Source organism: Kerstersia gyiorum (assembly GCF_048595715.1).
Lineage (GTDB): Bacteria > Pseudomonadota > Gammaproteobacteria > Burkholderiales > Burkholderiaceae_B > Kerstersia > Kerstersia gyiorum.
The window spans coordinates 1,533,289-1,552,457 of record NZ_CP169556.1; the positions used below are offsets into that span (position 1 = coordinate 1,533,289).

A 19,169-nucleotide genomic window follows, 5' to 3' on the forward strand; every position below is an offset into this window, starting at 1 on the left:
GCAGGCAATGCCGCCGGCGGCCGCCGCCTGGTGGCGGGGGCCGTGGCGTCAGCCAGCCGGTCTGGCGTCATGCTGGCTGGGCGTGCTCCAGCAGCAGTTGTATGTTGATGTTGCCATTCCACTCGTTGGTTTCCAGGCGATAGGCGGCGGCGATGAATTCCGGCATGGGTTCGGCATGATTGAACCAGATGGCGTCATAGATCTGGCCATTGCGTTCCAGCCGCAACTTGAGGTGGCGTTCTTTCAGCAGCCGTTGCTGCACTACGCGGAATTCATCCAGGAACAGCGGGGGCGGGAAGCCTGCCCCCCAAACCTGCTGTCCGAGCAGATTGGCCACGGTGGTATTGGCGTAGCCGTCTTCCAGCGAACCGTCCGTTTCTATCAGCGGCTCGAATTCGCTGCGGCCAGTCAGTTCGCGTACGGCTTCTTCGAAGGCCGGGGCAAAACGCGGGAAGTCCGCCTTGGCGATGGTCAGCCCGGCCGCCATGGCGTGGCCGCCGAACTTGCGGATCAGTCCCGGGTAGCGCTTGGACACGATATCCAGCGCGTCGCGCAGGTGCACGTCGGGAATCGAGCGGCCGGAACCACGGATTTCCTCATCATCGGCAGGAGCAAAGGCCAGCGTCGGTCGCCAGTACTTTTCCTTCAGGCGCGAAGCCACCAGCCCGACCACGCCCTGGTGCCAGCTGTCATCGAAGACGCAGACTGTGGCGCCTGGGCTGGCGCTGGCAGCCTCCATGCTGGAGAGCGCCTGTTCGCGCATGACGGTTTCGATGTTGCGGCGTTCGCGGTTCATGCCGTCAAGTTCACGCGCCAGTTCCAGGGCCAGCGCCTCATCGTCGGTCGTCAGGCAGGTAATGCCCAGGCTCATGTCTGCCAGACGGCCGGCCGCATTCAGGCGCGGCCCCAGCGCGAAACCGAGGTCGAAACTGCTGGCATTGCGCGGCTCGCGGCCTGCAACGGCAAACAGGGCGCGCACGCCGGGTTGCATCAGTCCGGCGCGCATGCGTTGCAATCCTTGCGACACCAGCAGGCGGTTGTTGGCGTCCAGTTTGACAACGTCGGCAACCGTGCCCAGCGCCACCAGATCCGCCAGCTCGTGCAGGCGAGGGCCACCATCGAGCGGGTAGACGCCGCGCTTGCGCAGTTCGGCGCGCAAGGCCAGCAAGACGTAGAAGATCACGCCCACGCCCGCCAGGTTCTTGGACGGAAAGCCGCAGCCGGGCTGGTTGGGGTTGACGATGGCCAGCGCATCGGGCAGCGTGTCGCCCGGCAAGTGGTGGTCAGTGACCAGCACGTCTATACCCATTTCGGCGGCAGCCTGCACGCCTTCGACACTGGCAATGCCATTGTCGACAGTCACGATCAGGTCCGGGTGGCCGGAGGGGTGCCGGCAGGCCAGCTCGACCACGGCGGGCGAGAGGCCATAGCCGGTTTCGAAACGGTTGGGTACGAGGAAATCGACATCCGCGCCCATGGCCCGCAGGCCGCGCAAGGCGACAGCACAGGCTGTGGCGCCATCGCAATCGTAATCGGCGACGACCAGCAGTTTGCAGCCAGCGTCAATGGCGTCGGCCAGGATCTCGGCGGCTTCTTCGGCACGCGTGAGGCCGCGCGGGGGAATCAGCGCAGGCCATTTCAATACGGTTTGTGCCGGGTCTTCGACGCCGCGTGCGGCCCACAGGCGCGCCAGAAGAGGGTGGGCGCCAGCATTTTCCAGCAGGCGGGCATGAGCGGGAGAAGCGGGACGTTGCGTCAGGCGGGGAGTTGCCACCAGTTTTTCCATTTATGTTGCGGGACGGGCAGCCAGCGCTGCCACCAGGGGCGGGGCGCCAGGCGCAGTTCGACCAGGCGGTCGCGGCCCGTTAATACCAGGGGTTCGGCAGAGCGCGGCTGGTCCAGCCAGGGAGCCAATCGGGCCTCTACCTGCTTGATGTTTTGCAGCCAGCGGCCCCAGTCTTCGGACAGGGCGGCTTCCTGCAGCTCGGGCCAGAGTACCGGACGGCTGCCGGGCGGACGGGTCCAGGGGCGTGCGCCGCCATAGAGCCAGAGACCGTTGACCGGTGCCAGGCCACGCTCGGCGCGCGCGTCGTTGACGGGGTGATCGTGCCAGGCCATCTGGATTTCGTTGAGGATGCGACGCCAGGGCCGCAGCTCGGGGTCGTGATTCCACCAGCCCAGCAGGCCGTCGCGGGCCACCGTGGCCGGACTGGCGCTGCGGGCCTGGCCCAGCAGCCCCTGTGCATCGCGCAGGGCCCAGCGGCCGGGTATCAGCGGATGCACGGCCAGGCCATGGTGCGCCAGGATGTCGCTGGCGGCCAGGGACAGCTCTGCATCATCACGGTCGCTGACCTGCAGCTCGGTCAACGGCAGCAGATTGACCTGGTCGGTACCCATGGCGATATGGGCAAACTCGGCCAGCCAGACTGGCTGGTCTTCGGCTGCCTCGGGGTACAGCAGTGGCCCCATGCCGCTGGCCCAGGCATGGACGGATGCAGGCTGGAAGCCTTCGGCGCGCAGCCGCCAGACTTCCTCGGGCGTACAGCCGGTCAGGGTTGGCGGCAGCGATTCCAGCGTGGCTTGTGCGCGCCGGAACAACTCCACCAGGCGGGGCGTGCTCTTTTCAAGTTCGGCCGCCAGTGCCGGCGCAATCGCGCTATCGGGCAGGGCACCAGGGATCAGGATAGACATGGAAACGGATTGTAGTGCGAGACCAGCTCCAGGTGGACGCGGCGCTCGGGCGGAAACCGCATAAAATGGCGCGGATGTCGAAACCGCACAAACCCCTCCCGTATGAGATCTGGATAGGCCTGCGCTATGCAGACCTGTCGCGGATCGTGTTCCAGACCTTGCGCCGCACCGGCGTGCTATGGCTATTGGGCCTGTTGTGGCGCCTGTTGCCGGGGCGCCGCAGCGACCCGTTCGCGGCCTGGCGCCAGCAGGCAGGAATAGGCGCCCAGCGAGACGGCTTCGTTTCGTTCGTGGCGGTCAGCGCCATGGCGGGTATTGCCCTGGGGGTGGCGGCATTGATCGTGGTGCTGTCGGTCATGAACGGCTTCCAGTCCCAGGTTCGCGATCGCATGCTGTCAGTGCTGCCGCATATTGAACTGTATGTGCCGCGCGCGGCGTCCGACAGTCCCCTGGACGGCTGGGACTACTGGGCCCGAGAGGCCAGCCAGAACCCTGCCGTCCGTGGCGCGGCGCCTTTCGTTTCCTCGCAGGCCATGCTGGTGCGGGGCAAGACGCTGCGGGGCGTCAAGATCAGCGGCGTGGACCCGGCGGAAGAAGGCAAGGTCTCGGATTTGCCGAAACAGATGGTCAGCGGTTCCCTGGATGACCTCAAGCCCGGCAGCTACGGCCTGGTGCTCGGGGCTGCGCTGGCCGACAGCCTGGGCCTGCAATTGGGGCAGCCCGTCATCCTGATGGCGCCCGAGGGCAGCGTCAGCCCGGCCGGTTTCTCGCCCCGGATGCGGCAATTCCGGCTGGTGGGGGTGTTCGAGTCCGGCCATTATGAATACGACTCCAGCCTGGCTTTTGTGAACGCGGAGGATGCCGCCAAGGTATTCCGCGAGAACGCCGTTTCCGGCGTGCGCCTGCGCATCGCCAATATGGAACAGGCCCCGGAAGTCGCGGCGCAGCTGCAGAACCAATTGCGCGGGCATGTCATTGCCAGCGACTGGTCGCAGAACAACCGGGTTTGGTTCGCCGCCGTCAAGACGGAAAAACGCATGATGTTCCTCATCCTGATGCTGATCATCGCCGTGGCGGCCTTCAATCTGCTGTCGTCCCTGGTCATGGCGGTCAAGGACAAGCGCTCGGAGATTGCCATTCTGCGCACCTATGGTGCGACGCCGCGTGAAATCGCCCGCATCTTCCTGGTGCAGGGCGCCTTGATCGGCACGGCCGGCACGCTGCTGGGCGTGGGGCTGGGCGCCTTGCTGGCCTATAACCTGGAAACCATTGTGCCGGCGATCGAGAATCTGCTGGGTGTGCACTTCATTCCTCAGCAGGTGTATTTCATCAGCTCGCTGCCGTCCCAGCCCCGGGTGGGCGATATCGTGCTGATCGGCGCCTGCTCGCTGGTGCTGTCCCTGTTGGCAACCCTGTACCCCAGTTGGCGCGCGTCGCGCCTGCAACCCGCGGAGGTTCTGCGCAATGAGCATTGATATCCAGGCGAACGCCGCCGCGCAGGCAGTCCGGGACACACGCGAGCCGGTGCTGTCGGCACGCCAGCTCGGCAAGGTCTATACCGATGGCCGCCTGACGGTGCCGGTATTGGAAAACGTCGATTTCGATGTCTATCCGGGAGAAATGGTCGCCATCATCGGCGCATCGGGTTCCGGCAAAAGTACCTTGCTGCACCTGCTGGGCATGCTGGATCTGCCCTCCTCGGGCCAGGTCCAGGTGGGTGGCGTGGATACCGCCGGCCTGAGCGAGGGCGAACGCAGTGCATTGCGCAATCGCAAGCTGGGTTTCGTCTACCAGTTCCATCACTTGCTCTCCGGCTTCACTGCGCTGGACAATGTCGCCATGCCATTGATCGTCAGGCGCGAGTCACGCAAGCTGGCGCGGGAAAAAGCGGCGCTGGCGCTGGCCCAGGTGGGGCTGGCTGCGCGCGCCGAACATTCGCCCGGGCAGCTATCGGGGGGCGAGCGGCAGCGCGTGGCACTGGCGCGTGCGCTGGTCGGTGCGCCGGCTTGCGTGCTGGCTGACGAGCCTACCGGCAATCTCGACCGTCAGACCGCCGATGAAGTCTTCGACGTCCTGGTGCGGGCCTACCGTGAATCCGGCACGGCCTTTGTCATCGTCACGCATGATGCCGAACTGGCCGGGCGCGCCGATCGCCGCCTGATAATGAAGGGCGGCCACCTGGAGGCGCTGTGACCGCCTTGCCGGTTACCGCGTAGCGGCCATGCTCATCGACACCCATTGCCACCTGGATGCGCCCGAACTTCGGCCTGACCGCCGTGAAGTGATAGCGGCAGCCAGAGTGGCGGGGGTGGCCGGCATTGTGATTCCCGCCGTGGCGCGCAGCAACTTCAATGCGGTGCGCCGGCTGGCGTACGCAATGCCCGGCGGCGCCTATGCGCTGGGCATACACCCGCTGTATGTCGGCCAGGCCGGCAAAGACGATCTGCAGCGCTTGCGCCGGGAATTGCTGGCCCGCAAGGATGACCCCCGCCTGGTGGCGATCGGTGAAATCGGACTGGATTTTTTCGTGCCGGGGCTGGCGGAAGGCGAGGCTCGCGAAAGGCAGGAATACTTCTATCAGGTGCAGCTAGACCTGGCGCTGGAAACCGGTTTGCCGGTGTTGCTGCATGTGCGACGGTCACAGGACGTGTTGCTCAAGCATTTGCGCCGCCGGGCTGCCATCGGCGGGATTGCCCACGCCTTCAATGGCAGCGCGCAACAGGCGGAGATGTTTATCCGGCAGGGCTTCGCCCTGGGTATCGGTGGTGCCATGACCTATGCTCGCGCCCTGCAGATCCGCCGGCTGGCGGCCGCCGTTCCGCTTGCTCACCTGGTGTTGGAAACCGATGCCCCGGATATCCCGCCTGCCTGGCTGGTCGCGCCCGAGCGGCGCAACACGCCGGCGCAGGTGGCTCGCATCGCCGCCGAGCTGGCGCAGCTGAGGGGACTGACGGTAGAAGATGTTATTGATGCCACTGGGGCAACTGCCTGCCGGGTGCTGCCGCGCCTGGGACGGCTGCTGTCCGCACCCGGCCAGGCGCTTGCCGGCGTGGACGGCTAACCGCAGGAATATCTAACAGCAAGAGCAGACCCCGAACAGCCGCCGATTGGCGAATCGCTGCGCTGTGCGCCGTCTCGTGCCGACCTGTCTATGTGCTGTTTTCAGCACGCTCTGGCTCGCCTCTGGCGGTGTTGCGCCGGATACTGCAGGGCATGAACGTGGCGGGGAGGGGGCAAGATGCGGGCGTGGATGCTGGCATTCGTGGCAGGCTGCTGCATCGTGCAATGGCTGCCGGCCTTGCCCAGTGCGGCCGAGCGTTGGAAGGCGCTCATAGGCGCGGTGCTGGTGCTTGTGCCGATGGGGCTGCCGTGGTTAATGCAGCGGCGTTTTGCCCTGGCAGGCAGGGGAAGTGCCATTGTGTGCGGGCGCCTGTTTTTGTTGCTGTGCCTGCTGGGGTCAGGCTGCCTGTTGGGCACGGCCTGGGCGGCATGGCAGGGGCAGTGGCGCCTGGACGATGCGCTGGCGAACCACAACGTGGACGAAGTCAGCCGCGTGCTCATGCGCGTGGCTGGGTTGCCGCAGCGCATCGCGCGTGGCTGGCGCTTTGAAGCGGACGTGCTGTCGTCCATCCCGTCGGGTGTGCCGGAACGTATCCTGGTGTCCTGGCTGGTGCAGGGCGGTTCGCCAGGAGCTGCGGAATTGTCGGGAGAACAACTGGCCGACATGCTGCCGGAACCCGTGCCGGGCGAGGTCTGGCGTGCCGCGCTGGTGTTGCGGCCGCCTGCCGGAACGCGTAATCCGCATCTGTTCGATTATGAAGGCCTGATGTTTTCGCGCGGCATCCGGGCGCTGGGGACCGTGCGCGGCACGCCGGTACGGCTGGAGGGGCAGGCAGCCGGGTTTTCGGTTGGCGTGGCTGTCGAACGCTTGCGCCATCATCTGCGCCAGCGCATGCAGCACGACTTGACCCAGGCCCGCTACGGTGCGGTGATGATTGCATTGGCGCTGGGCGATCAGGCCGGCGTCAGCCCTGAAGACTGGCGCGTTTTCAATGGTTCGGGCATCACGCACCTGGTATCCATCAGCGGCTCACATGTCACCTTGCTGGCAGGCATGGCCGCCTGGCTGGCCATGCGGGCGTGGCGCCGGGGGCGCTGGCGCGGACGCGGTTGGGCCGAACGCTGGCCGGCGCAGCAGGCTGGGGCGCTGGTGGCACTGTTGCTGGCTGGGGCCTATTGCTTGCTGGCCGGTTGGGGCGTTCCCGCCAGAAGGACTTTTTTCATGCTGGCAGTGACATTGGGGGCCTTGATGCTGCGCCTGCCCTTGTCGGGCAGCCATGTGCTGGCCTTGGCGGCCGCGGCGGTGGTGGCGCTGGACCCCTGGGCGGTGTTGTCGGCGGGCTTCTGGCTGTCTTTTGCGGCGGTGACGGTGCTGATGGCTTTAGTCGTGGTGCCGGCGGGGCGCAGCGATGGCCAGTCATGGTGTTTGCGCGCCTGGCACCGGCTGCGGCCAGCTGCCGCATTGCAATGGGCCATCACCCTGGCGCTGCTGCCCGCGCTGGCCCTGATGTTCCAGCAATTGCCGTTGTTATCGCCCTTGGCCAATGCATTGGCAATTCCGGTGGTGGGCGCCCTGGTCACTCCGCTGGTCGTGATGTCTGCCGTGCTCTATCCGTTGCCGGGGCTTGGGTGGCTGGCAACGCTGGGGGTGACGGCGGCGCATGCGCTGTTTGAGGCGATGATGTGGCCGATACAGATCATGGGGCGCCAACCCTGGGCCTTGCTGGATGTCGCCGCGCCGCCGAACGGCTGGTTGTTTTTGGCCGGTGTGGGCGTCTGGTGGGCCCTGCGGCCGCCGGGCTGGCCGCTGCGTGCAGCAGGCTGGCTGCTCATGCTGCCGGCGCTGGGCTGGTCGCCGCCGCGGCCGGCGCAAGGCGAATGGCGCATTAGCGCCATGGATGTCGGGCAGGGCACGGCCATCCTGGTGGAGACGGCCAGTGGCGCCACGCTGTTCGATACCGGCGTGCGCTATGGGCCGCAATCCGATGCCGGCGAACGTATCGTCTGGCCTTATCTGCGCGCGCAGGGCTGGCGCCGGCTGGAAGAACTGGTGGTATCTCATGCGGATATCGACCATGCCGGCGGTGTGCGCAGCGTACTCTCGGCATTGCCGGTCGCGCATGCCTATGCGTCCTTTGATCTGCATGCCTTCCTGCGCCGGGAGGCACGCCTGGGGCTGGGCGAACTGGCCCCGAGGCATTATCCAGGCGAACTTTCCCTGTGCCGGGATGGGCAGGGATGGCAGCGGGACGGGGTGCGCTTCCGTTTCGTCCATCCCCAGGCGCCAGTGGGCAAGCCCTGGTGGCGTGGCGTCAATGCCGACAGTTGTGTCCTGAAAGTGGAAGGGGCATACCACGGCGCTTTGCTGACGGGTGATATCGGCGCGGCCCAGGAGCGCCAACTGCTCGCTCGGGGAGAGGCTGGCGCCGACTGGATCGCCGCGGCGCATCACGGTTCGCGGTCGTCGTCGGACGCCGGGTTTGTGCTGGCCAGTGGCGCTCAGCATGTGGTGGCGCAGATGGGGGCCTGGAACCGCTACCGGCATCCGCATCCGGCCGTTGCCTTGCGCTGGCAGCAGGCCGGGGCTGTATTTTGGCGCTCCGACAGGCATGGTGCTGTCATTGCCCATTCGCGGGCTTCAGGCCTGCAGGTTCATGCCGAGCGGCAGGTCTCACGACGCTATTGGCAATACGACCCGCTGGCTGGCATGCAGTGATCATGGGCCGGCGTGTCACCCTGGGGCTTTTGCGCTATTGTTGGAGTGCGCAGGGATGTAGGGTGGCCGTGGCCATTGTTCAGCAGGCAGCATCCATTAGGCAGCACTCGTTAGCCAGCACTCGTTAGCCAGCGTTAGTTAGTATGTTTTAGTTAGTATTCTTTCCGACAGCAGCAGGCCATCATGGTTGACGGCCAGTCCGTATTTCCGTGCAAGCCACCAACAGGAGCCTTTCATGTCCAATCCTCGTCTGGAAAGTGTTGTCTGTGCCAGTCTGGCCGGTATGCACCGCATGGCCTATTGGGAATGGGGCGATCCCGCCAATACGGATGTCGTGCTGTGTGTGCATGGCCTGACCCGGACGGGCCGGGACTTCGATGCGCTGGCGCGGGCCTTGTCCAACGATTTTCGGGTGGTCTGCCCGGATATTGCTGGCCGTGGGGAATCTGACTGGCTGGCCAATCCGGTGTTCTATTCCGTACCGCAATACGTCGCCGATCTCACAACTCTGTTCGCACGTATCCGGCCCAGGCGGTTGGCCTGGGTGGGTACTTCTATGGGCGGGTTGATCGGCATGGCTTTTGCGGGCGCTCTGGCGGCAGCCCGACGTACGCCGGGCAAGGGTCCGGGGGCGGCCGCCAAGGCAGCGGCGCTGCCGGCGCTCTCGGGCATGGTTCTCAATGATGTCGGGCCGCATGTGGGGGTTGCAGGGCTGATGCGCATTGCTTCCTACGTGGGCAGACGTAAGGTCTTTGCCAGTTTCGAAGATGCCGTGGCGGAAATGAAGGCGGTGGCTGCGCCGTATGGTCCGCATACCGATGCGCAATGGCGCGAACTCGCCCGCCATGCCTATGTGCAGCACGAGGGAGCCTGGGTGCCGAACTATGATCCGGGCATTGCCATGGGGCTGGCGCCGCCGGACGGAATGAGCCAGGCGGCAGCCGAACAGATGCTGTGGCAATGCTACGAGACGCTGGACGGCCCGGTCCTGATCCTGCGGGGAGCGCAGTCCGATATCCTGGTGCCGGCAACGGTCGAGGGTATGCTGGCGGCGCGCCAGGATGCGCGCCTGGTCGAGTTCGAAGGCGTTGGCCATGCGCCGTCCCTGTTGCAGGAAGATCAGATCGCAGCGGTGGCTGCGTTCCTGCGGCAGGCCGTTTTAAAATGGCCATCATGAATACTGACCGTACTGCCGGGATCACGCCTGAGGGCTACCAGTTGCCCGCGGGGCAAACGATCTGCTTCGATCTGCATTGCCACTCGCTGGCTTCAGATGGCGCGCTGGCGCCCGCTGCCGTCGCGCGGCGCGCGGCGGCCAATGGCGTGAAGGTCTGGTCGCTGACCGACCATGATGAACTGCGTGGCCTGGACGAGGCAGAAACCGAGGCAGTGGCCCTGGGCCTGTGCTTCGTCAACGGCGTGGAAATTTCCGTGACCTGGGCGGGGCATACCGTGCACATCGTGGGCCTGGCCTTCGACCGTCGCCATCCTGTGCTGGTGCAGGGGCTGGCAGACATCCGGCGCGACCGCAGCGAGCGCGCGGAGCGTATTGGCCGGCGGTTTGCCGAATTGGGCATAGAAGGCACCTACGAGGGAGCGCTGGCGCTGGCCGGCAATGAAAACCTCCTGAGCCGCACCCATTTCGCGCGTTATCTGCTGCAGGCAGGCCATGTGGAAAACGTGCAGCAGGCCTTCGACCTCTACCTCCAGGATGGCGGGCCGGCGCAAGTGCCCATGAAGTGGGCCACGCTTGAAGATGCAGTTTCCTGGATTCGCGCCGCTGGCGGGGTGGCGGTCATCGCTCACCCCGGACGCTATCGCTACACACCCGTGCAGTTCGATGGCCTGTTTTCGACCTTCCGTGATCTGGGCGGAACGGCCATCGAGGTCGTGACTGGCAGCCATCGCCCGGAACAATATGCCGAGTACGAATCCGTAGCGCGTTATTACGGGTTCAGGGCGTCCTGCGGTTCGGACTTCCATAGCACCACCGAAAGCCGGGCGGATCTGGGCAGCCTGCCGCCGCTGCCTGCCAGCCTCACGCCTGTGTGGCGGGACTGGTTCTGAGCCGGCAGCTTTCCATGAGGATGAGCGAGCCGCACCATCGGCCCGCCGGGTCCAGGGTGGGGCGTCGCAGCAACATAAAAGGTAGGGGAAATGAACAAGGCATTCGTCAAGGAAACCGACAGGGACGATGATGATGAGTTGCCCGAGGCCCAGGCGCTGCCTTCGGGCTCACGCAACTACATGACACCGCAGGGCTTTCAGGCCATGCGAGACGAACTGGCGCACCTGATGACGGTGGAGCGCCCGGAAGTCGTTTCGATTGTTTCCTGGGCGGCATCCAATGGCGACCGTTCCGAGAACGGCGACTACCTGTACGGCAAGAAGCGCCTGCGTGAAATCGACAGGCGCATGCGTTTCCTGACCAAGCGCCTGGAAATTGCAGAGGTTGTCGACCCTGCCTTGCAGCCCAATCGCGACCAGGTTTTCTTTGGGGCTACCGTCACCTATGAAAACCAGGACGGCGAGAGCCATACCGTCACGATCGTCGGCGTGGACGAGGCGGAACCGCTGGCGGGCAAGATCAGCTGGATTTCACCCGTGGCGCGTGCGCTGATCAAGGCGCGCGAAGGCGATACGGTGGTGCTGCGCACACCTGGCGGCATCCAGGAACTCGATATCGTCGAAGTGTCTTATCCGGACTGAGTCCAGGCCCTTGCGCAAGCCTGGGCCTGCAGGTGAAGGCTTGCGGACATTTTTCATGCTGCGCCGCAGGCGCTCCTCGCGGGCGTTCCTTGTTCCTGTATGGTGCTGCAGAACGTCAGTTCCCCAGCCCGATCCCCACAGTCCGTCTTTTCGGCCAGTCCGGCGTGCGGGCAGTGGAGGGCGGCCGGCGTGGTGTTTCTGCCCAGGTTCGGGCAACGGGTGATATCCGGGCAGGACACTGGGTTAAAATCGGGATCTTGATTCATCCTGCCCTGCGGCGCTGATGGGCGCCAAGCCCGAAGCTGGTGCAGGGCAGGCATCCTTGGCCTGCCTGATCCGGCCATTCCCTCCTTCTTTTGCCCGAGCGCGTATTTCCCCGTGTCCTCATCGCTTCTTATCATTCCCGGTTCCTCCGCCCTGTCCGCATTCCGCCGCGAGCGCCTGCTTGCCCAACTGCACAAGGCGGGATTGCCCGTGGCCGATGTCGCCGCGTATTACGAACACTTTGCCTGGGCGGAGACGCCCCTGGACGACGCCTGGCGCGAGCGCCTGGCGCTCGCGCTCAATGGCGGCAAGCCGGTGGGCGGTACCGAAGCCGGCAAGGATGCTCTGGTGCTGCGGGTGATTCCCCGCCTGGGCACGATTTCCCCGTGGGCCAGCAAAGCGACCGATATCCTGCAGAATTGCAGCCTGGAGAACGTACGCCGGGTGGAGCGCGGTGTGCGTTATGTGTTGACGCTGCAACGCGGCTTGCTGGGCACGCGCAAACTCGACGCGCAGCAATTGGCGCAGGCCGCCGCCTGCCTGCACGACCGCATGACGGAAACCGTGGTGGATGCCGATTTCGATGGCAGCGCGTTGTTTGCCGAGCTGCAGGGCAAGCCGCTGGCGACCGTGCCCGTGCTGGAGCAGGGCAGGGTGGCACTTGAACGCGCCAATACGGAACTGGGTCTGGCGCTGTCCGATGACGAGATCGACTATCTGCTGAAGTCCTTCGGCGATCTGGGCCGCAACCCCACCGATGTTGAGCTGATGATGTTCGCGCAGGCCAACAGTGAACATTGCCGCCACAAGATTTTCAATGCCAGCTGGGTCATTGACGGACAGCCGCAGGAACAGACACTGTTCGGCATGATTCGTGCCACCCATGCAGCGCAGCCGCTGGGCACCATCGTTGCCTATTCGGACAATGCCGCCATCATGGAAGGCGGCACGGCGCAGCGTTTCTATCCTGGCGCACAGGCAGAGCTGGGCGAGCGTACCTACGGCCGTCGCGAAGCCACGGTGCATACGCTCATGAAGGTGGAAACCCACAATCACCCGACGGCCATCGCGCCGTTCCCCGGCGCATCTACCGGTGCTGGCGGCGAAATCCGCGACGAAGGCGCGACCGGGCGCGGGTCCAAGCCCAAGGCCGGCCTGACGGGCTTTACGGTGTCGCACCTGCGTTTCGATGATGCGGTCCAGCCCTGGGAAAACGATCATCATGGCCTGCCCGACCGGATCGCATCGCCGCTGGATATCATGATCGAGGGCCCGCTTGGCGGCGCAGCCTTCAATAACGAATTCGGCCGGCCCAACTTGCTGGGCTATTTCCGCACTTACGAGCAGACCACTGAAGACGGTCGCTGGGGGTATCACAAGCCCATCATGATTGCGGGCGGCCTGGGCAGCATCGACGGCGATCAGACCCACAAGCTGGGCATTCCGCCGGGTTCGCTGCTGATCCAGCTGGGCGGTCCCGGCCTGCGCATCGGCATGGGCGGCGGGGCAGCGTCCAGCATGGGTGTCGGTGCCAACAGCGCCGAACTTGATTTCGACTCCGTGCAGCGCGGCAATCCGGAAATCGAACGCCGTGCGCAGGAAGTCATTGATGCCTGCTGGCGTCAGGGTACGGAAAATCCCATCCTGGCCATTCACGACGTGGGCGCAGGCGGTCTGTCCAATGCCTTCCCCGAACTGGTTAATGATGCCGGCCGTGGCGCCATTTTCGATTTGCGCCGGGTGCCGGTGGAAGAATCGGGCATGTCGCCGGCGGAAATCTGGAGCAATGAATCGCAGGAGCGCTACGTGCTGGCCATCCTGCCTGAGGACCTGGCGCGTTTCGATGCCCTGGCCCGGCGCGAGCGCTGCCCTTATGCCGTGGTCGGCATCACTACGGAGGAGCGCCGCCTGAAGGTGGTGGACGGCGCGCGTGGCGCTGATGCCGAATTGTTTGCCGGGCTGCCGTCCCTGCCAGCGGATGTCATGGCTGCTCCGTCGGCCGAGCCGCATCCGGTCGATGTGCCCATGGATGTCATCCTGGGCAAGCCGCCGCGCATGCTGCGCGATGTCCAGCACCGTGCGCCCAAGGGCAGCCCGCTGGACCTGACGCTGATCTCGCTCGACGATGCGGCAGAACGCGTGCTGCGTCATCCTACCGTGGCGAACAAGAGTTTCCTCATCACCATCGGTGACCGTACTGTGGGCGGGCTGTCCAGCCGTGACCAGATGGTCGGTCCGTGGCAAGTGCCGGTGGCGGATTGTGCCGTGACGTTGGCCGATCATGACGGGTTTCGTGGCGAGGCGATGGCGATGGGCGAGCGTACCCCGCTGGCTGTGCTGGACGCCCCGGCCTCGGGCCGCATGGCAGTGGCTGAGGCGCTGACCAATCTGGTGGCAGCTGACGTCGGCCGTCTGGAAGATATCAAGCTATCCGCCAACTGGATGGCGGCCTGCGGTTCTGCCGGACAGGACGCTGCGCTGTTCGACACCGTCTCGGCCGTGAGTGAATTGTGTCAGCAGGTGGGTCTGTCGATCCCGGTGGGCAAGGATTCCCTGTCCATGAAGACCGGCTGGGAAGAAGCGGGCGAGCGGCGTGAAGTGGTGTCGCCGGTGTCGCTGATCGTCACGGCCTTTGCGCCGGTGGCAGACGTGCGCAACAGCCTGACGCCGCAACTGCGCACCGATTTGGGCAATACCGTATTGATCCTGGTGGACCTGGGGCAGGGCAAGCACCGCCTGGGGGCGTCTATCCTGGCGCAGGCCTTCAACCAATTGGGCGAAGCCGTGCCGGATATCGACGATGCGGAATCCCTGCGCGCATTCTTTGCCGCCATTCGTGCGCTGGCCGAAGCGGGCAGCATCCTGGCCTACCATGATCGCTCCGACGGCGGCCTGTACGCTACGGTTTGCGAAATGGCGTTTGCCGGCCATACCGGTGTTTCGGTCAACCTCGACATGCTGACCTTCGATGCCAACGTGGCCGACTGGGGCGACTACAAAATCCGGCCGGAACAGGTTTCCGTGCAGCGCGCTGAAGCGACGCTCAAGGCCTTGTTCGCCGAAGAGGCTGGCGCGGTGATCCAGGTGCGTGCCGAGGATCGCGACGCCGTGCTGCAGGTGTTCCGTGGCGCTGGCCTGTCCGCGCATACGCACGTCATCGGCGCGCCCAACCAGACAGATGAAATCGAGTTCTATCGCGACGGCCACCGCATCTGGAACCGTCCCCGTGCCGAGCTTGGCCGCATCTGGAGCGAAGTGTCCTGGCGCATTGCTTCGCGCCGCGATAATCCGGCATCGGCGCAGGCCGAATACGATACCTGGCTCGACCTTGCCGACCCTGGCATGACGCCGCGTGTGGCGTTCGATCCCCAGGAAGACGTGGCTGCGCCGTACATTGCAACGGGCGTGCGTCCGCGTGTGGCCATTCTGCGTGAGCAGGGTTGCAATAGTCATATCGAAATGGCCTGGGCTTTCGACAAGTCCGGTTTCGAGGCGGTCGACGTGCACATGACCGATCTGCTGTCCGGCCAGGCGTCGCTGGCGTCCATGCAGGGCCTGGTGGCCGTGGGCGGCTTCAGCTACGGCGACGTGCTGGGTGCGGGCGAAGGCTGGGCGCGCACGATCCAGCTCAATGACAAGCTGGCACAGCAGTTCGCGGCGTACTTTGCCCGTCCCGATACCTTCGGCCTGGGGGTGTGCAATGGTTGCCAGATGATGGCGGCGCTTGCTTCCATGATTCCCGGTGCGGAAAACTGGCCGCGTTTCACCCGCAACCAGTCCGAGAAATACGAAGCGCGTGTTTCCATGGTCGAAGTGCAGTCCTCTCCGTCGTTGTTCTTCAGCGGTATGGAAGGGGCACGCATACCGGTGGCCGTGGCGCACGGCGAGGGCTATGCCGATTTCTCGTTGCAGGGCAATCGCGACAAGGTATTGGCGGCAGCGCGCTTTGTCGATAACCGCGGCGAGGCTACCGAAGCCTATCCGTTCAATCCCAACGGCAGCCCGGATGGGCTGACGGCCGTGACCACCGCAGACGGCCGCTTTACGGTCATGATGCCGCACCCGGAGCGGGTGACCCGCAACGCCATGATGTCGTGGGCGCCGGCGCGCTGGGGTGCTGCCGACCAGGGTGGCGATTACTCCCCTTGGCTGCGATTCTTCCGCAATGCGCGGGTGTGGCTGAAGTAAGGAAATCGGCTGGCCGGCTGCCGCGATGTGTCCGAGTGGCTGTTGCGGCGGCTGGCAGACTGATTGCGGCTCGGCAGAGGGGCGGTGCAGGGGTGGGTTGCAGGCTGTACCATACGCCGCGCAACGCCCAAGCCGGCTTTTTCTGGGGCGCCGGTTGCGATGCGGAAAAGATGGGCCGGGAGGCAGGTTGTCGGATGATTTGCCTGCTTCCGGGTCTTTCGTTTTTGCTTTATACTAAAGAGCTTTTCATAAACTTTTTCAAGGAACTGCCCTCATGGTGGTGATTCGTCTGGCCCGTGGTGGCTCCAAAAAACGTCCTTTCTACAACGTGGTTGCTGCTGATTCGCGCAACCGTCGTGACGGCCGCTTCGTTGAGCGCGTAGGCTTCTACAACCCCGTTGCCCGTGAAAACGAAGAAGGCCTGCGCCTGTCGCTGGAGCGCGTGCAATACTGGGTCAGCAACGGCGCCCAGCTGTCGCCCGTCGTCGCTCGCCTGGTCAAGGAATACTCGGCCAAGGTTTCGGCCGCAGCCTGATAGATGTCTGAAGCGCCGCGCAGCCAGGCTGGTGCCAGCGCGCCAGCCAATCTGATTGAGCTGGGCCGCATCGTTTCTGCCTATGGCCTGAGGGGCTGGATCAAGATCCAGCCCCATTCTGCACGTTCGGAAGCCTTGCTGTCGGCCAAGCGTTGGTGGCTGGTGCCGTCGTCGCGGGCGACCGGGCCCGTCCTGGCGGAAGCCAGGGCCTGGAAGGTCAAGCTGTCTCGTACCCAGGGCTCCACCATTGTGGGCGCGCTGGATGGCATCTCCGACCGCAATGATGCCGAGCCGCTCAAGGGCATGCTCGTCATGGTTGACCGCAGTGATTTCCCGGAAACTGATGATGGGGAATACTACTGGGTCGATCTGATGGATTGCCAGGTGTGGGGGTTGGACGACAGTGGTGCTCATGTCGTCATGGGCGTGGTGGCCGATGTCTCCGACAATGGTGCGCATGCCGTGTTGTCGGTGCGCCGCCAGCGTGAGCAGGATGGTGCCTGGGTGGATGTGCTGGATGAAAAAGATCGTCCCGTCACTGCACTTGTGCCCTTCGTCGACGCGCACCTGCAGGAAGTCGATCTCCCGGGCCGGCGCATCGTCACGAACTGGCCGTTGGATTTCTAGATGCTCGAAACGCCGGGTTGCCGCCAGGTGGCACGGAAGGTTTCTTCAGGTTGATATCTGCCGCAGTGAACACTCTGTGGTAATTTCCGAAAAGCTGGCTCAGGCCGGCTTTTTGCATTTATGCCGCTGCCTGCATGGGGTTCTGGCCCTGCCGGTTTTTGCTGTTCATGCGGGTGTTGTGCGGTCTTGCCGTCTTTGTGTTTCGTCTCTCTTGAAGAAGGCTTGCGCCTGCCATGCGTTTTGACGCTATTACCCTGTTTCCCGAAGTTTTTGCCGGCATCACCGCACATGGCGTGACCAGTCGTGCGCTGTCGCAGGGCTTGTGGTCATTCAAGGCCTGGAATCCCCGTGATTACACGCAGGACGTGCACCGTACCGTGGATGACCGTCCCTACGGAGGTGGCCCGGGCATGGTCATGCTGGCGGCTCCGCTCGAGGCGGCATTGCGCGACGCGCAGGCGGATCGCGAGCGCCTGGGGCAGCCCAGGGGGCAGGTGGTTCTGTTGTCGCCAACAGGGCGGCACTTCGACCAGGCAGCGGCCGCGCAATGGGTGGCCGGGCCTGGCAAGATACTGGTGTGCGGTCGCTACGAAGGCGTGGACCAGCGCTTTGTCGACCGTTGCGTGGATGAAGAGTGGTCCTTGGGCGATTTCGTCCTGTCTGGCGGGGAGCTGGCTGCCGTCCCCATGATGGACGCCTGCGTACGGTTGTTGCCCGGGGTGTTGAATGACGATCAGTCCGCTTTGCAGGATTCCTTTCATGTGAACCTGGACGGCCTGCTGGACAGCCCGCATTACACCCGACCTGAGGTCTATGACGGCGAGCCTGTTCCGGAGGCGCTGCTGTCCGGGCATCACGCACGCATTGCGCGCTGGCGGCGTGATCAGTCTTTGCGCTTGACCTTGGCGCGGCGGCCGGAGCTGATCGAGGCGGCCCGGCGAGAGGGGCGGCTGGACAAGGCAGACGAGAAATTCCTACTGAGCTTGCAGTCCTGAAAAACAGAAAGCCCGACATGGCCGCGATTTCGGCCATGTCGGGCTTTTGGCGGCCGTGCGCAGAAGGAAGCGCGAAGGCTGCTCGGGTGGTGCCTTTGTCTGTTGTCTGGTCTGTCTCAGGCGGCCGGTGCAGGGGCTGGGGTCGGCACAAAGGACTTCAAGGCAACACCGGCATCCGCCACGGCTTCAGGCGCAGGACTGATGCCCAATTCCAGCAACTTGCGGCTGGTGACGTGATCCAGCGGCGCATTGACCGATTCCACGCAAACCAGTTTGTCATCCACGTAGTGGAATAGCGAAAACGATTCCGGCTTGGCACCCTGGCGGCGCACGATTAGTTGCCCGGCCGTGCCGGCGGCGGGCGGCAGGCCTGCCATCTGCAGACGCATGCTGCCTTGCTCCGACCAGAACCACGGCAGCGCCCGGTGTGGCGCGGGCGTGCCGGTCAGCGTGGCGCAGGCGGTCTTGGCCTGGTCGTTGGCGTTCTGGACCGACTCCAGGCGCAACTGGCGGCCGGTGTAGGCTTCGTCGAAGCGCGTGCAGTCGCCGATTGCAAGAATGTCGGCGTCGCTGGTGCGCATGTAGGCGTCAACGATGACACCGTCTTTGCAGGCCAGCCCCGCGGCTTCTGCCAGCGTGGTTTCCGGTACCGCGCCTATGCCCAGGACCAGCAGGTCCAGCGGCAGGCGTTCGCCGCCGGCAATGAGGGCGGTGACCTTGCCGTCCTGAGTCTCGAAGCCGCTGGCCGAAAGGCCGGTGCGCACATCCAGGCCGTTGTTGCGGTGGCTGTGCAGCACGTGTTCGGAAAGCTCGGGCGAAGCCGCGCGTCCCATCAGGCGCGGGGCGGCTTCGAGGACAATGACCTGCTTGCCCTGGGCGTGCGCGGTAGCGGCAATTTCCAGGCCGATGAAGCCGCCGCCCAGAATCACCACCCGCTGTGCATCCGCCAGCAGGGCGCGCAGGCGTTCCGCGTCTGCGGCATGGCGCAGGCTGGTAACGTTGCTCAGCGTTGTGTCCAGCTCGGGCAGGGTGCGGGCGCGGGTGCCGGTTGCCAGCACCAGGCGGCTCCAGGGCAGTTCCCGTCCGCTCTGCAGGCGCACGTGCTTTTGTGTGCGGTCAATGGCGGCAACGCCATCGCCTGTGAGTACCTGGATGCCGGCCTGTTCATACCAGTCTGCCGGGCGGTGCGGCATGGGTTGCTCTTCGGCAGCCTTGAGAAAGGCCTTGGAAAGCGGTGGCCGATGGTAGGGCAGCAGGGGTTCTTCGCAGATCAGGGTGGTCTGGCTGGCGAGGCCGGCCTGGGACAGGCTGGCGCACAGTTGGGCGGCGGCATGGCCGCCGCCGACGATGATGATGGTTTCGTTTGCTGGGGTATTCATGCCGT

General features: G+C 64.9%; 14 protein-coding genes. 11 read left to right on the top strand and 3 right to left on the bottom strand.

Going from position 1 to position 19,169, the window contains the following annotated elements:
• Positions 1-67: 67 nt before the first annotated feature.
• Both recJ and ACEW7X_RS06775 read right to left on the bottom strand, forming a co-directional pair.
• Complete coding sequence (gene recJ / locus ACEW7X_RS06770; RefSeq protein ID WP_420177781.1) at positions 68-1,774, bottom strand: single-stranded-DNA-specific exonuclease RecJ; 1,707 nt, start codon at positions 1,772-1,774, stop codon at positions 68-70.
• Positions 1,756-2,691, bottom strand: coding sequence for a hypothetical protein (locus ACEW7X_RS06775; protein ID WP_420177782.1), 936 nt, complete (start codon positions 2,689-2,691; stop codon positions 1,756-1,758). Before ACEW7X_RS06775 ends, recJ begins: the two co-directional genes overlap by 19 nt.
• A 74-nt stretch (positions 2,692-2,765) precedes the next feature.
• Here ACEW7X_RS06775 and ACEW7X_RS06780 point away from each other — a divergent pair, with 74 nt between their 5' ends.
• The 11 genes from ACEW7X_RS06780 (at position 2,766) to trmD (ending at position 17,785) form a co-directional block, all read left to right on the top strand.
• Entirely contained in the window at positions 2,766-4,166 is a 1,401-nt protein-coding gene (locus ACEW7X_RS06780) for a lipoprotein-releasing ABC transporter permease subunit (RefSeq protein ID WP_420177783.1), read from the top strand.
• Positions 4,156-4,884 carry an ABC transporter ATP-binding protein gene (locus ACEW7X_RS06785; RefSeq protein WP_420177784.1) on the top strand — a complete coding sequence of 243 codons (729 nt, stop codon included), beginning with the start codon at positions 4,156-4,158 and terminating at the stop codon, positions 4,882-4,884. Before ACEW7X_RS06780 ends, ACEW7X_RS06785 begins: the two co-directional genes overlap by 11 nt.
• 28 nt (positions 4,885-4,912) lie before the next feature.
• Positions 4,913-5,752 carry a TatD family hydrolase gene (locus tag ACEW7X_RS06790; protein WP_420177785.1) on the top strand — a complete coding sequence of 280 codons (840 nt, stop codon included), beginning with the start codon at positions 4,913-4,915 and terminating at the stop codon, positions 5,750-5,752.
• Positions 5,753-5,941: 189 nt separating this feature from the next.
• Positions 5,942-8,467 carry a DNA internalization-related competence protein ComEC/Rec2 gene (locus ACEW7X_RS06795; RefSeq protein ID WP_420177786.1) on the top strand — a complete coding sequence of 842 codons (2,526 nt, stop codon included), beginning with the start codon at positions 5,942-5,944 and terminating at the stop codon, positions 8,465-8,467.
• A 235-nt stretch (positions 8,468-8,702) separates the two neighbouring features.
• Positions 8,703-9,644 (top strand): alpha/beta fold hydrolase, encoded by a 942-nt coding sequence (locus tag ACEW7X_RS06800; RefSeq protein ID WP_420177787.1) that lies wholly within the window; start codon positions 8,703-8,705, stop codon positions 9,642-9,644.
• Positions 9,641-10,534 carry a PHP domain-containing protein gene (locus tag ACEW7X_RS06805; protein ID WP_238591315.1) on the top strand — a complete coding sequence of 298 codons (894 nt, stop codon included), beginning with the start codon at positions 9,641-9,643 and terminating at the stop codon, positions 10,532-10,534. Before ACEW7X_RS06800 ends, ACEW7X_RS06805 begins: the two co-directional genes overlap by 4 nt.
• A 90-nt stretch (positions 10,535-10,624) precedes the next feature.
• Positions 10,625-11,176 (top strand): transcription elongation factor GreB, encoded by a 552-nt coding sequence (gene greB / locus ACEW7X_RS06810; RefSeq protein WP_068368478.1) that lies wholly within the window; start codon positions 10,625-10,627, stop codon positions 11,174-11,176.
• A 378-nt stretch (positions 11,177-11,554) separates the two neighbouring features.
• Positions 11,555-15,628: a phosphoribosylformylglycinamidine synthase gene (gene purL, locus ACEW7X_RS06815; protein WP_420177788.1), complete on the top strand. Its 4,074-nt coding sequence runs from the start codon at positions 11,555-11,557 to the stop codon at positions 15,626-15,628.
• Positions 15,629-15,902: 274 nt separating this feature from the next.
• Positions 15,903-16,163, top strand: a complete 261-nt coding sequence (gene rpsP / locus ACEW7X_RS06820; protein ID WP_068368473.1) for a 30S ribosomal protein S16 — start codon at positions 15,903-15,905, stop codon at positions 16,161-16,163.
• Positions 16,164-16,166: 3 nt separating this feature from the next.
• Complete coding sequence (gene rimM, locus ACEW7X_RS06825; protein WP_068368470.1) at positions 16,167-16,790, top strand: ribosome maturation factor RimM; 624 nt, start codon at positions 16,167-16,169, stop codon at positions 16,788-16,790.
• Between the two features lie 233 nt (positions 16,791-17,023).
• On the top strand, positions 17,024-17,785 hold the full coding sequence (gene trmD / locus ACEW7X_RS06830) for a tRNA (guanosine(37)-N1)-methyltransferase TrmD (protein ID WP_420177789.1): 762 nt from the start codon (positions 17,024-17,026) through the stop codon (positions 17,783-17,785).
• A 116-nt stretch (positions 17,786-17,901) separates the two neighbouring features.
• Here the strand turns inward: trmD and ACEW7X_RS06835 are convergent, their stop codons facing one another.
• The gene (locus tag ACEW7X_RS06835; protein WP_068368464.1) at positions 17,902-19,164 is read right to left on the bottom strand and encodes an NAD(P)/FAD-dependent oxidoreductase; all 1,263 of its coding nucleotides are present in this window, start codon (positions 19,162-19,164) and stop codon (positions 17,902-17,904) included.
• Positions 19,165-19,169 lie beyond the last annotated feature (5 nt).

Excerpts from the sequence above, each read along its gene's own strand:
- ACEW7X_RS06785 (WP_420177784.1), top strand. The coding sequence starts at position 4,156 with ATGAGCATTGATATCCAGGCGAACGCCGCCGCGCAGGCAGTCCGGGAC.
- trmD (WP_420177789.1), top strand. The coding sequence starts at position 17,024 with ATGCGTTTTGACGCTATTACCCTGTTTCCCGAAGTTTTTGCCGGCATC.
- ACEW7X_RS06805 (WP_238591315.1), top strand. The coding sequence starts at position 9,641 with ATGAATACTGACCGTACTGCCGGGATCACGCCTGAGGGCTACCAGTTG.
- greB (WP_068368478.1), top strand. The coding sequence starts at position 10,625 with ATGAACAAGGCATTCGTCAAGGAAACCGACAGGGACGATGATGATGAG.
- ACEW7X_RS06790 (WP_420177785.1), top strand. The coding sequence starts at position 4,913 with ATGCTCATCGACACCCATTGCCACCTGGATGCGCCCGAACTTCGGCCT.
- rimM (WP_068368470.1), top strand. The coding sequence starts at position 16,167 with ATGTCTGAAGCGCCGCGCAGCCAGGCTGGTGCCAGCGCGCCAGCCAAT.
- ACEW7X_RS06835 (WP_068368464.1), bottom strand. The coding sequence starts at position 19,164 with ATGAATACCCCAGCAAACGAAACCATCATCATCGTCGGCGGCGGCCAT.
- ACEW7X_RS06775 (WP_420177782.1), bottom strand. The coding sequence starts at position 2,691 with ATGTCTATCCTGATCCCTGGTGCCCTGCCCGATAGCGCGATTGCGCCG.
- ACEW7X_RS06800 (WP_420177787.1), top strand. The coding sequence starts at position 8,703 with ATGTCCAATCCTCGTCTGGAAAGTGTTGTCTGTGCCAGTCTGGCCGGT.
- rpsP (WP_068368473.1), top strand. The coding sequence starts at position 15,903 with ATGGTGGTGATTCGTCTGGCCCGTGGTGGCTCCAAAAAACGTCCTTTC.
- ACEW7X_RS06780 (WP_420177783.1), top strand. The coding sequence starts at position 2,766 with ATGTCGAAACCGCACAAACCCCTCCCGTATGAGATCTGGATAGGCCTG.
- ACEW7X_RS06795 (WP_420177786.1), top strand. The coding sequence starts at position 5,942 with ATGCTGGCATTCGTGGCAGGCTGCTGCATCGTGCAATGGCTGCCGGCC.